9 protein-coding genes and 1 pseudogene are annotated in these 12,673 nt (G+C 57.2%); 1 reads left to right on the plus strand and 9 read right to left on the minus strand.

Annotated elements, in window-relative coordinates; genetic code table 11:
- Positions 1-4 precede the first annotated feature (4 nt).
- The 3 genes and pseudogenes from ACUVSA_RS10055 to ACUVSA_RS10065 form a co-directional block, all read right to left on the minus strand.
- Entirely contained in the window at positions 5-2,605 is a 2,601-nt protein-coding gene (locus ACUVSA_RS10055; protein WP_445894701.1) for an HD domain-containing protein, read from the minus strand.
- Between the two features lie 598 nt (positions 2,606-3,203).
- Positions 3,204-3,791 (minus strand): annotated as a pseudogene (locus ACUVSA_RS10060) (superoxide dismutase); the annotation flags it as partial.
- A 159-nt stretch (positions 3,792-3,950) separates the two neighbouring features.
- Complete coding sequence (locus ACUVSA_RS10065) at positions 3,951-4,940, minus strand: NAD-dependent epimerase/dehydratase family protein (RefSeq protein WP_445894702.1); 990 nt, start codon at positions 4,938-4,940, stop codon at positions 3,951-3,953.
- A gap of 90 nt (positions 4,941-5,030) precedes the next feature.
- Here ACUVSA_RS10065 and ACUVSA_RS10070 point away from each other — a divergent pair, with 90 nt between their 5' ends.
- Complete coding sequence (locus ACUVSA_RS10070; RefSeq protein ID WP_445894703.1) at positions 5,031-6,344, plus strand: nucleotide sugar dehydrogenase; 1,314 nt, start codon at positions 5,031-5,033, stop codon at positions 6,342-6,344.
- Positions 6,345-6,539: 195 nt separating this feature from the next.
- Here ACUVSA_RS10070 and ACUVSA_RS10075 read toward each other — a convergent pair whose 3' ends face one another.
- From ACUVSA_RS10075 to ACUVSA_RS10100, 6 genes are all read right to left on the minus strand, one after another.
- The gene (locus tag ACUVSA_RS10075) at positions 6,540-7,898 is read right to left on the minus strand and encodes a phosphomannomutase/phosphoglucomutase (protein WP_445894704.1); all 1,359 of its coding nucleotides are present in this window, start codon (positions 7,896-7,898) and stop codon (positions 6,540-6,542) included.
- 170 nt (positions 7,899-8,068) lie between these two features.
- On the minus strand, positions 8,069-8,272 hold the full coding sequence (locus ACUVSA_RS10080; RefSeq protein WP_445894705.1) for a hypothetical protein: 204 nt from the start codon (positions 8,270-8,272) through the stop codon (positions 8,069-8,071).
- Positions 8,273-8,401: 129 nt separating this feature from the next.
- The gene (locus ACUVSA_RS10085) at positions 8,402-9,502 is read right to left on the minus strand and encodes a glucose-1-phosphate thymidylyltransferase (RefSeq protein WP_445894706.1); all 1,101 of its coding nucleotides are present in this window, start codon (positions 9,500-9,502) and stop codon (positions 8,402-8,404) included.
- Positions 9,499-10,620 carry a dTDP-glucose 4,6-dehydratase gene (gene rfbB / locus ACUVSA_RS10090; protein ID WP_445894707.1) on the minus strand — a complete coding sequence of 374 codons (1,122 nt, stop codon included), beginning with the start codon at positions 10,618-10,620 and terminating at the stop codon, positions 9,499-9,501. The genes ACUVSA_RS10085 and rfbB overlap by 4 nt, the downstream gene beginning before the upstream one ends.
- Positions 10,621-10,922: 302 nt before the next feature.
- Complete coding sequence (locus tag ACUVSA_RS10095; RefSeq protein ID WP_445894708.1) at positions 10,923-11,444, minus strand: nucleotide triphosphate diphosphatase NUDT15; 522 nt, start codon at positions 11,442-11,444, stop codon at positions 10,923-10,925.
- A gap of 25 nt (positions 11,445-11,469) precedes the next feature.
- Positions 11,470-12,543 carry a mannose-1-phosphate guanylyltransferase gene (locus ACUVSA_RS10100; protein ID WP_445892010.1) on the minus strand — a complete coding sequence of 358 codons (1,074 nt, stop codon included), beginning with the start codon at positions 12,541-12,543 and terminating at the stop codon, positions 11,470-11,472.
- Positions 12,544-12,673: the final 130 nt, after the last annotated feature.

Raw genomic sequence — 12,673 nt, forward strand, 5'->3', positions numbered from 1 at the left:
CTGATCAGGCCCGGTGCCCGGCCGGACCATCCAGGTAAAACAACAGCGCTTGCCGAAGTTCTTCCACCTGTTCCCGGTCCGTCATTTTCTCTCCCAGATGATTCTTGATGTAAAAGATGTCCGCCACTTGATCCACCTTGGTGGTGATTTTGGCCACATGGATACGCACCTGCAGATCCTGCAGGGTTCGTGTGATGGTGTACAGCAGTCCCGGGCGGTCCATGGTGTACACTTCCACGATGGTGTATTCCTTTGCGGAATCATTGTCCAACAGAACTCGGCTGGGACTGGAAATCAAGGTCTGAGCCGGCGAAGATCCTTTGGCCGCCGCATGGGCCGCAATTCGATAATCCAGAGCCAAACGGCCCTGCAGGAGGCGGCTGAGATCGGCGCGCACCGACGCCCAGTCGGGTTCTTCCTGTGCGGGCGAAACAAAGCGGCATCGAAAAACGAGAATCATCACACCGTTTTTCTTGGTAAAGACTCGAGCGTCTCGAATATCGAGGTCGTGAAGGGTGAGAATCCCGGCCGTCTTGGTAAGAAAACCAGGGATTTCGCGGCTGAGTACGGTGATTTCCACCCCGCCGTTTTCCTTTTCCACTTCCCAGACAAAAGCATGGATGTCCGGTCCCAAATCCATTTCCAGCCGGAGATGCCGCGCCACAGCTTCCGGGGACATGGTCAGGACGTATCGAGGGGCCAGGTCGCGAAAATGTTCTTCCAGCCGCGATCGATCCACCACGTCGGCTACCTTTTCATAGACCGCTTCTGTAAGTCTCTCCAACCGTTCCGCCAGAACCTTCTCCCCCGGCTCTCCTTTTTCCAAAAGATCCAAAAGCCTTAAATACAGCTCATGTACGGGCGTCTCCTGCCATTTTTGGACCGCCCGCGGCCCGGTGGCCATCATGTCCGCAAAACTCAACAGCATGAGCAGATGCAGTTTCTCCGGATCTTCTACGGTGCGGGCGCATTGCACCAGCAGCTCCATGTCGCCCAGGTCTCTCATGGAAGCGGTGTCCATGAGCAGCAGGTGCTGGCGAATGAGGAAAGTGACCAGCTCTGTGCCGTCGAGGCTCAGGCCCAGGCGCCGAGCGATGAGCGGGAACATGTCGGCCCCGTGCTTGGCATGGTGGCGTCCCGCATGTTTGCCGATGTCGTGAAACAGGGCCGCCAAAGAAAGCCATGGATTGTCACCCATGTCATGGGCCAGAGCCGTCAGTTCCGGCTCCTGGTCCTGATAGTCCCCGGCCTTGAGCCGTTTCAATTCCCGTAGAGTCCTCAGGTGGTGTTCATGCACGGGATAGACGTGAAAAGCGTCGTGCTGGACCAGGGCGTGGACCAGGGCCGATTCGGGCACGAGGGCCCGAAAGAATCCGTCATTGTAAAACCGACGAATCACCGACACATGGCTGTCATCACTGGCCAGCAATTGGAACAGAGCCTGAAGAACTCCGGGGTCTTCGGAAGCCGTTTCCACCACGCTGCGGTGATGTTCCAACCAACGCCGTGTGGCACTGGAAAACCCGGCTCGATGCTGCGCCGCCAAAGCATAAAGACGAATGACGTTGGCCGCCGTAGGCTCAAAGCGTCCGGGATCCACATGAAGCCGGCCTCCAACGACAAAGAGCCCCTCTTCCACTCGAACCTTCGGGCCCAAAGACGACGGAATGGACCCGATTTTTCCGGTTTCCTGCAACCGTTCACAAAATTCGGAACTCACACAAAACACTTCATGCAGCGTTTCATGAACCCCTTGCATGAAAGATTCCACGGGAAGAAAGCCAGACCTTCCCGTGTAGCCCAGTTTTTCCGCCAAGATCTCTTGCACCTTGAAATCCAGAACACTCTGGCGATCCCCCTTGACGCAGCGCAGGAGATTCAGCCACTTGAGGAGTTTTTTTTCGGCACTTTGCAGTCGATCCACTTCCTTGCGCGTCAAGTATCCTTGAAAGATGGCGTCGTCAAAGCAGCGCACATCCAACAAAATCCGGGCGGCAAAGCGAATGGCATCAATGTCTTTGAGGGCTCCCGGGCTTTCCAACATATCGGGTTCCAACCAATCTTCGGGCATGGAAAAACGCGCCTGCCGTTCGCATATTCCCTTGTAGAGATGGTCAAACAAGGCCCGCTGATGGCTGGCGATAAAATCGTCCAGGGCGTGGTCCAATTCCGACACCAACTGGCGGTTTCCCGAAAGGTAGCGCATATCGAGCAGCTCGAAAAAGAAATCCAGCCGTGATTCCAGCTCCTCCAGAAGTTCGGGAATCGTGGCACTCTGCAGACTCACCCGCCATCCCGCTTCCACAAGCGGCGCCACAATGTCCCGCTGCGCACTTTCGTCCCACGGAAAGGTTTCCGTGCGCAGCCACAAAAGGCTGACCGGGTCTTCAAGCCCAAGGAGCCCACGCCCCAGTCGTCCAATGGCCAAGATGGCGCCGCTGGAACGAAACCGCTCGGAATCCGAGGCCATGAGATTCACCAGTCGATTATGCAAGCTGATGACCGCAATCTCCAAAAGGCTCATGTGCTGGCGCAGTGCTTCCTCATCAGCGCCGTGCACCACTTGTTCCCTTTGCCTTTTCAGGGATTCCACCATGCTTTCCATCCCTTTGACTCCTCCAACTTGCGTGGTTTCTAAAAAAGAAGCCCGCTTCGGCCAGGCGGGTCATAAACACGGCATAAGGTCTTGGTTCAAAAAGGGTTTCCGCCGGGATCGTCAAAGACTTTCGCTTCCCGCTTTTAGGCCGGGAATCCCGGCGGGATCATCAAGGGATGCTTTTTCGGTCACGCGGTCGGCCTTTCGCCGCACCCACGCATCGAAATCCCTATGCTCGATCCGTCCTTGGCCAAAGGCTCTCTCGCTCGCGGTCGGCCGCCAAATCATTGGCACCGCCCCCCCTGCGCATCGACCGGGCTCCCTAAGAGCGCTGCTCGGGGCGATGCGGACAACCGCGTCCTTTCCGTTCCGCACCCTTCCGCACCTTCGGAAGCCCGCCCCTTGCGAGGCTCAGGACTCGACGCCATCGATCCGAGCCCCTTTCGTCACGCCCAATCCGCACTGTGTCTTAAGACTGATGCCCCTTGGAGGGTGCGGGCTGAAGAACCTTTTCCGCCGGCGCTGAAACCGCCTTTTCACCTTCAGCCGGCGGACTTGGCGTGGGCGACTTGGTTTCGGGAAAATCACTGTCTTTTAAGGCAACACCGAAGCGCTGCAGGACTACCTTCCAGTTGAGGTTCTTGAAAAAGGCCTCAATGTAGGCCTTGCGGTCCAGACCGTAATCCGTCACATAGGCGTGCTAGAAAACGTCCATGACCAGCAAGGGCAGGCAACCCACAAAATGCCCGGTTTCATGCTCGTTAATCCACGTGTTCACCAGGCGGCCCGTGGCAGGATCCTGGTAAAGCACAACCCATCCGATGCCGCGCATCCTTCCCGTAGCCACAAAATCCGCCTTCCAGTTTTCAAAACTGCCGAAGTTTTCCTCAATGGCCGCATAGAGTGCGTTATCCTTGGGCAAAACACCCGATCCGCCTAGGTTACCGAAGTAGTATTCATGCAATTTCATGCCGTTGAATTCAAAACCCAAACGCCTTTTCAGTTCCGCATATTCCGGTCCCTCCGCCTTTCCTTCCTTGGCCAAGGCGCGGGTTTTGTCCAAAAGCGCGTTGGTGTTGGTCACGTAGCCTTGATACAGAGTGAAATGCATTTTCAAAAGGGCGTCGCTGAAGCCTTCCATGCCCAAAAGATGGCCGAAATCCATGGCCCGATACGGTTCAAGGGCTCGACTCATCGCCAGTTTGACGGCATCTTCGGAGCGTTTGCAGGCCATCACCGCAACCGCCAAAGCTAGGCACGCCACAGCCACCACGATCGCCTTTTTCACGGCTTTCTCCTTTCTCTTTCGTAACACCTGAACGCTCATGCACGCTGGGCTCACGATCTCCAATGGTCATCCGGAACCGCGCATCCACTGAATCGTCCTTGCCAGGCCGTCTTCCAAACCGATCCGGGGCATCCAGTGCAAGACCCTCGTGATGGCTTCGATATCGGCCCTACTGTGTCGAATGTCGCCGGGACGTTCTGGGCCAAACGTTATGGATTCCGGCTGTTGTGTCAAGCGGCAAATCAAGCGGGCCAAATCCACAATCGAAGTGGCGCGCCCTGAGCCGACGTTGAAAACACCGGAAAGCCTCGTGGCCTCGTTTTCCTCGTCCCTCAAGCCGGCCAGGCAGTACGCGTCCACCACATCGGTGACATAGACAAAATCCCGCGTCTGCAAGCCGTCTCCGAAGATGGTCAGGGGCCTTTGAGCGACGGCCATGTCCACAAATCGAGAAATCACGCCGCTGTAAGGGCTGAACGGATCCTGGCGAGGCCCGTAGATATTGAAACAGCGCAACGACACGCCGCACAGATTCCCACGGCGGGAGGCCACCGCCATGGTGGCCCAATACTTCGATTCTCCGTAGGGGCTTAACCACCGAGTGTCCTCGTTCGCATCCGTTTCACTCAGGGGCATGCGGTCTCGATCCCCGTATTCCGCAGCCGATCCCGCAAACACAAAGGTGCGCACCCCCAGCGCCTCGGCTTCTTCCAGAAGACGCAGGGTCGCCTGAGTGTTCACCTGAAAGGTCTCTGTGGGATGTTCCAGCGAATAGGGCACACTGACAATGGCGGCCAGGTGAAAAACGGCAAACAAAGCGCCGTGTTGGGCTCTCAAGCCTGGCAACAGGCCGGGTTCCGTCACCGACCTTTCATGAAAAAAGAAACGCGGATGGGCGGCAAAGGGATTGAGGTTTTCGGGATGGCCGGAAAAAAAATTATCTACACCGACCACGGTATGGTCCAGGCTCAGGAGTCTTTCACACAAATGGCTGCCCACAAAACCCGCAGCCCCCGTCACCACGCAGGTTCTCAAAGGCCCTTGCCCTTTCGCCATTGCTCTTTTTCCTCTTCTTAGGCACAATGCCGGTCAACGCTGATCTTTCTTCGCGCGAGTATGCAACCCCAACACGGAGGCCAGGCATCCATGGAAAACCTGCTTCAAAAAATTGATGGGCGCAAAGCAACAGTCGGTATCATCGGACTGGGCTATGTGGGCCTGCCCCTGCTTATCCGCTTCGGCGAAGCCGGGTTTCCTCTCATCGGCTTTGATGTGGACAGCGCCAAGATCAATGCTTTGCTCCACGGAAGAAGCTATATTCGCCATATTCCCATTGAACCGGTGCAGAGGTTTCTCGAAGCCGGGCAGCTGGATGTGACCATAAGCTTTGAGCGGCTTCGCGACGCCGATTGTATCATTATTTGCGTGCCCACTCCCCTGACCGACAAGATGGAACCTGACCTTCGTTTCATCGAAAGCACCACAGACACCATCGCGCAGCACCTGAGACCCGGGCACCTGGTGGTCCTGGAAAGCACCACCTATCCCGGCACCACCGAAGAACTCATGCTGCCCAAACTGGAACGGACCGGCCTGCGCGTGGGGCACGATTTCTTTCTCGCCTTTTCTCCAGAACGGCAAGACCCCGGCAATCCCCATTTTCATACGGGCAACATTCCCAAAGTGGTCGGCGGCGTCACCCCGGCATGCCTCCAATGTGCCAAGGCCTTGTACGGCCACGCCGTCACCCGTGTCGTGCCCGTCTCCAGCACTCGAGTCGCGGAACTGACCAAACTTCTCGAAAACATCTATCGCAGCGTGAACATCGCCCTGGTCAACGAACTCAAAGTGTTGGCCCTGCGCATGGGCATCGATATCTGGGAAGTGATTGAAGCGGCGGCCACCAAGCCCTTTGGGTTCACGCCCTTTTACCCCGGCCCGGGTCTGGGCGGCCACTGCATTCCCATCGATCCTTTTTATCTCTCGTGGAAAGCCCGAGAATACGACTTTTCCACGCGATTTATTCAGTTGGCTGGCGAAGTGAATGTGTCCATGCCCTACTACGTTTTGGAACGCATCATCCATGCGCTCAACGACAACTGCCGTTGCCTCAAAGGCTCACGCGTCCTGATTCTGGGCGTGGCCTACAAGAAAGACATCGACGACGACCGCGAGTCCCCCTCCTATGAAATCATGCAGTTGCTGCAGGAAAGGGGGGCCGTCGTTCTCTACAATGATCCCCATATTCCCAAATTGAAACCGGGCCGAAAACACCGTTTTGAACTGGAATCAGTGCCGTTGACGGAGGAAACCCTCTCATCGTCGGACGCCGTGGTCATTCTCACAGACCATAGCGCCTATGACTACGAATGGATCGTGCGCCATGCGCCTCTGGTCATCGACACGCGCAATGCCACCAAGAACGTCACAGAGGGGCGAGAAAAAATCGTCAAGGCTTAAGAGCGAGTCCATGCACACCGGTTGTGAAGCGGCGCACGCCGAGAGGTGGCATCGCGCCGTGCGCCGCTTCGACGGAATTCATCCATGAGACCCTTTTCCAACACGTTCCCCGCCGGATTTTGGAATATGGGAAGCATTCCCCGGGCTTTTCCAATGCCTCCAAAGCCCTCATCATGGCCTGCGCAGCTTTCAAGGCTACAGGGCTTTGGATCGAATCTTTTCGATGGTGTCTTCAATGAGGCTTTGAATTTCTTTCAGCCGAGCTTCCGTTTCCGCCTCGTAGCGCAGCACAAGCACGGGTTGAGTGTTGGAGGCTCGCACCAATCCCCAGCCGTCCGGAAAGACAATGCGTGCCCCGTCCACATCGATCACGTCATAGCCGGCTTCCTTAAAATAGGCCACGGCCCGCTCCACCACCTTAAATTTGATGTCATCCTGGCAGGCTACGCGGATTTCCGGCGTCGACACCGTTTCGGGAACATTCTCCAGAAGTTCCGGAATCCTCTTGTTTGTTCGGGCCAAAATTTCCAGAAGCCGACAGGAAGCGTAGATGCCGTCGTCAAAGCCGAAGTAACGGTCCTTAAAGAACATGTGGCCGCTCATTTCCCCCGCCAAGTCCGCTCCCGTTTCTTTCATCTTGGCTTTAATGAGGGAATGGCCCGTGCGCCACATGATAGCTGTGCCTCCTCGCTTTCGTATGTCGTCGTAAAGGGTCTTTGAGCATTTGACTTCGGAGATGAAGACGGCACCGGGTTTTCGGCTGAGAATCTCTCGAGCGAAAATGATCATGAGCTTGTCCCCGTAGACCGCCCGGCCCTGATGATCCACCACGCCCAGCCTGTCGCAATCGCCGTCATAGGCAATGCCCACATCCAAGGATTCTCGGCGGACAAGGTCCATGAGGTCTCGAAGGTTATCCAGGACCGTGGGATCCGGTTCATGATTGGGAAACGTGCCGTCCATGTCACAGTAAAGCGGGTAGACCCGGCATCCCAGCCTTTCCAATAAAGGTACCGCCACCGGGCCGCCTACGGCATTGCCGCAATCGACCCCGACGCGCAGGGGCCGATCCAACGTGATGTTTTCGCACACAAAGTCCCAATAGGGGGTCACGATGTCGTACGAACGGATCGATCCGTTGCCGTGCACGAAATTGCCGGCCTCCATGACCTCCCGTAATTTTTGAATCTCAGCCCCCGAAATGGTGTCGAAACCGTTACAGATTTTAAAGCCGTTATATTGCGGCGGATTATGGCTCGCCGTGATCATGACGCCGCCTTCCCGGCCCAGGTGGCGAATGGCAAAATAGAAAAGCGGGGTCGGGCAGACGCCCACGTCCACCAGGTCCAGTCCGCCCGAAAACATGCCTTTGACCAAAAGATCTCGATACCGCTCGGAACTCAAACGGCAATCGCGACCCACCACCACGCGGCGACGCCCGTAAGGGGCCAGATAGGTGGCAAAGGCCTGCCCCAGCCGCACCACATCCTCGTCATGAATCTCTTTGTCCACCAGACCGCGAATGTCATATTCGCGAAACGCTTTCGGGTCCATCAGCTGCCCTCCTCTTTTCCATATTCGGTTTGTGCTGACCGCGGCTCGAGGAACGATCTTTCAACACTTCGGGGATGAAAAAGGCGGTCGGCAGGACCGCCTTTGAGGCAACACAGGGCGAACCCCGTTGAAAGGGGCACGGAGACAATCGTTACGGAGGATTGGGGGAATCAGTGGTGCGCGCCGTTTCCTTTTTTCAGGTGCTTTATGGTCATGAGCACGGCGATGAGCACACCCAGGCCGATGACACCCAAGGCTCCGTAGAGGGCGGCGAAAAAGACGGTGTGGCTGGGATCATACCACGGAATGTCCCAGGGAAGCATACTGGCCAGGCTGCGCTTGAGCGTTGCGCACATAATGTTCATCCCCCACATGTCGGCCTCCTCTGACAGCTGTGCTTCTTACACTGAGCGCCTTTCCGCGCTGCTTTCACTCTTGCACGTTTATGCTTTTTCTAGCAAAAGGCTGTGTTGCTCGTCAACGAATATCCGTCAAGGCCCGAATCATCCTTTGACCTCAATGACGCAGTCATCGCCCACCATGAGGCTGATGGCGCCGTGAGAGGTGCTGGTGGGGCAGACTTTGACGCGGCGGCCCAATACGGAATTTTCCAGCCGAGCAATATCGCGAATGTGACACCCTTCCATGATAACGGAATGGTCTACTGTGGAACGTTCAATCAGCACGCCGGGACCTATGGCGGTGAACGGCCCAATGGTGGCCTCCACCAGCTTTGCACCGGCTCCGATGATCACAGGACCTCGAACCACGGAACGGATCAACTGAGCGCCGTCATCGATATGCACACGGCCGGTCACCTGGCTGTGGGCGTCCACAGAACCGGCAATGTGGGTTTTGAGCCAATCGTCCATGACTGTGTCGTTGGCCAGGAGCAGGTCATCCTTTTTGCCGGTATCCAGCCACCAGGTCTCGATGATGTGGCTGTGCACGTGTCGGCCGTTTTTGATCAGCCACGAGATGGCGTCCGTGATTTCCAGTTCCCCGCGCGCCGAAGGACGAATATTGCCAATGGCTTCAAAAACGTCGGGCCGAAAAAGATAAATGCCCACCAGCGCCAGATTGGACGGGGGGTCTGAGGGCTTTTCCACCAGGTCCACCACCTGACCGTTGCCGTTGACCACGGCAACGCCAAAGGCTCTCGGATTTGGAACGGCTTTGAGGAAAATGGCTGCCGACAAAAACTCGTCCTGAAGAAACTCTTCCACCTCGCACCGCACGCGGCACCCGATGAGGTTGTCTCCCAGGTACATGAGAAACGGCGAGGTCTTCAGATAATCTTTCGCGGTGAGTACGGCATGAGCCAGACCGAGGGGCCTTTCCTGGAGAATGTATTCGGCATTGAGGCCCCAACGGCTGCCGTTGCCTACGGATTCCATGACTTCCCGCCCGGTTTCCGGAGCGATCACCAACCCCACATCCCGTATGCCCGCCGCCGCAATGTTTTCCAGCACGTAAAAAAGAATGGGTTTGTTGGCCACAGGAACCAATTGTTTGGCGCCCGTGTAGGTCAGGGGGCGCAGGCGTGTTCCCGATCCCCCGGTCAAAATCAAAGCCTTCATTTCATGGGGCTTCATGGCACTCATTGCGTCGCTCCTTCGTGCCGCGCTTCCGGTCCGTGGGGCAAAACGGCTGTACCCAGCCGCGATCGATCATAGACCCCTTCGGTGACTCTTCGGCACCAGTCCTTGTGATCCAGATACCATTGAACGGTCTTGCGCAACCCCGACAGGAAAGTCTCCCGGGGCTGCCAGCCCAGTTCTCGAGCGATCTTGGACGCGTCGATGGCGTAGCGCCGGTCATGACCGGGTCGGTCGGCCACAAAGGTGATGAGGTCTTCGTAGCGCACGCCTCGTGCATGCAAGGCCCGATTGTTTCCAGAAGGCGCCAATTCCTCCAGGACCCGGCATAGGGTTTGAACCACTTCCAGGTTCGTCTTTTCGTTGTGCCCTCCAATATTGTATGTCTCTCCCGGACGCCCCCGTTCCAGCACGTACAGCAGTGCTTCACAATGGTCCACCACATAGAGCCAGTCGCGCACGTTCAGTCCATCGCCGTAGATCGGCAAAGGTTTTCCTTCCACGGCATTGAGGATCATCAGGGGAATGAGCTTTTCCGGATACTGGTAGGGGCCATAATTGTTGGAGCAGTTGGTGGTCAAGGTCGGCAGATGGTAGGTTTCGTGATAGGCGCGCACCAGGTGATCCGACGCCGCCTTGGAGGCCGAGTACGGGGAATTGGGCGCATAGGGTGTCCTTTCCGTGAAATACCCTTCAGGCCCCAATGATCCATAGACCTCGTCGGTGGAAATGTGCAAGAAACGAAAGCGGGCTCGCCGCTCAGCATCCAAGGTGTTCCAGTAATGGCGCGCCGCTTCCAGGAGGCGAAAGGTGCCCACAATGTTGGTCTGAATAAAATCCCCCGGGCCGTCAATGGATCGATCCACGTGGGATTCCGCCGCGAAGTTCACCACGGCGGATACCCCGTAGGTGTGCAGAAGATAGGAGACCAGCTCCACGTTGCCGATGTCGCCTCGCACAAATATGTGGTCGGCATCCCCGGCCAAAGGTTCCAGGGATTCCAGGTGTCCCGCATAGGTCAATTTGTCCAGGTTGATGACTCGAGCCCGCCTCAAGCCGCGCACCAGATGGACAAAATTACTGCCGATAAAACCGGCTCCGCCCGTCACAAGCCATGTGTCCATAGATGTGCTTTCCTTTCATCCGCCTTAGCAGCTTGTCCGAGAATGTCTATGTTGAACACCCGGTGTAAGGCGACGATGCGCATTGTAGCAGCGGCGCAAGCCGCGGCCGGAGGCCGGCATGTGTTCCATGGCCACTCGGGTCCATGTGGCTATCGCGCCGTGCGGCGCTCCCACAGAGTGGAACAAAAGGGGCCCCCTAAAGTCGTTCTCGAACATGCTCTCTAGGGAGAGTTGGTTTTCCGAGAGCACCATACCACGTCACGGGCCTTTGCGCCTGAAGACCTTTGTCCGCGTCTTTTATCTTAAATGCCCGAATCGTTTTTGAACCCGTCCAGGCTGTCGTGAAGACACCGAATCCAGGACTCCAGCGTCCCTCTCTGCGCGTGATGCCGCAACAGAGCGCACACCTTTTCATCGGTGGGAAAAGCCAACGGTTCCGGCAATCGGTTCAAGGGGAAAAAATCCACGGCGTCGGCATCGGATCCCGCTCGAAGAACGCCGTCGATGCGGCGGCCGTAAAACCACACGCCCACCGTGAGATGGGCCGGATCGTGAAAATTGGAATGGACCGCCACGACGGGGCCCACCGCCACCCGCACACCCGTCTCTTCCAGAAGCTCTCGAGCGGCGGCTTGGCGCACGTCCTCGCCCCATTCCACGTGTCCACAGGGAATACACCAGCGTCCGGCGTAACTGCCGCGTCGACGCACCATCAGAAGCTGCTGGTTTTCCAAAACCACCACCGCCACACCCACCGTAGGATTTCGATAAAACACCACATCGCAGGCAGCGCACCGAAGCCGGCCGCGAGGGGTCCCCTCCACTGGCGCTCCACAACAAGGACAATACTTATAGAAGCTTTTCTCGTCCATGACCTTTCAAGTGCTCCACAACGGCCCGCACCTCCTGGGTGCTATCAAGGCTCGCCACCAGCAGGGCATCGGCGGTGTCCACCACCAGAGCACGTTCCAGCCCCAAAACCGCCACAAACCGGTCCCCTTCAGACACGACAAAACATTCCCGGCATTGCTTGGTGAAAGCGTCCCCTCGCACAATGTTGCCATCCCCGTCCCCTTCATCCCCCCGGCGCATTTCATAAAGACTGCCCCAGGAGCCTACATCGCTCCACCCACAGCTGACAGGCACCACAAAAACTCGTTGGCGGGTCTTTTCCATGATGGCGTAGTCAAAGGAAATGTTTTCCACACTACGGTAAATGGACGCCAGAAGATCGGTAAAGCTCGGGGTTCCAAAAACCGTGTCCAGGATCTGCAGGCGCTCGGCAAACCGAGGCATATGTTCTGCGAATTCCTGCAGCAGCGTCTGAGGGGTGGCCAGAAAGACGCCGGCATTCCAGAAGTGACGACCGCTCTGAAAGTAGGCGGCGGCCACGGAAGAGGCGGGTTTTTCAACGAATCGCGCCACTGCATACACCCCATCCTGTATCGGTTTGTCCATGGCCGCTTCAATATACCCGTAGCCCGTCTCCGGCCGCGTGGGCACAATGCCCAAAGTGCCGATGCCGCCCTCGGCACACAAGGCTCCGGCCGTTTCAATGGCGCGGCGAAACGCTGCAGCATCGGCGATGTAATGGTCCGCCGGAAGAATCACCAGAGGCTCGTGCACACCTATCCATGCGGCGTACCGTGCAGCCAAACCCACACAGGGTGCCGTATTCCTGCCGAAGGGTTCCACCAAAACCTGAACGCCCGTATCGGCCAGAATGCGGCGGGTTTGCGCTTCGTGATCGGCACCGACCACCACCAGAATGCGCTCATCGCTGAAGAGAGGCTGCATGCGCTCGTATGTGACGCGAAGCAGGGGTTTGCCCTCGATGATGTGCAGAAACTGCTTGGGAGATGAAGCTCTGCTCAAGGGCCAAAACCGTGTTCCGGATCCTCCCGCCATGATCACCGCTACCATTTCATTCACCTCCACCCCGCAGAAGCAAGGTCATTCAGGACAACGGGCTTGAGAAAATCACGTGGAGCAACGGCGCGAGCCGCGAAGCTTTATCACGCCCGGCGGCGCTCCCACAGAGTGAAGCAACCAA

Source organism: Desulfosoma sp. (assembly GCF_052743555.1).

Coding starts and splice junctions, on each gene's coding strand:
- ACUVSA_RS10055 (WP_445894701.1), bottom strand. CDS start 2,605: ATGGAAAGCATGGTGGAATCCCTGAAAAGGCAAAGGGAACAAGTGGTG.
- ACUVSA_RS10065 (WP_445894702.1), bottom strand. CDS start 4,940: ATGGCGAAAGGGCAAGGGCCTTTGAGAACCTGCGTGGTGACGGGGGCT.
- ACUVSA_RS10070 (WP_445894703.1), top strand. CDS start 5,031: ATGGAAAACCTGCTTCAAAAAATTGATGGGCGCAAAGCAACAGTCGGT.
- ACUVSA_RS10075 (WP_445894704.1), bottom strand. CDS start 7,898: ATGGACCCGAAAGCGTTTCGCGAATATGACATTCGCGGTCTGGTGGAC.
- ACUVSA_RS10080 (WP_445894705.1), bottom strand. CDS start 8,272: ATGTGGGGGATGAACATTATGTGCGCAACGCTCAAGCGCAGCCTGGCC.
- ACUVSA_RS10085 (WP_445894706.1), bottom strand. CDS start 9,502: ATGAGTGCCATGAAGCCCCATGAAATGAAGGCTTTGATTTTGACCGGG.
- rfbB (WP_445894707.1), bottom strand. CDS start 10,620: ATGGACACATGGCTTGTGACGGGCGGAGCCGGTTTTATCGGCAGTAAT.
- ACUVSA_RS10100 (WP_445892010.1), bottom strand. CDS start 12,543: ATGGTAGCGGTGATCATGGCGGGAGGATCCGGAACACGGTTTTGGCCC.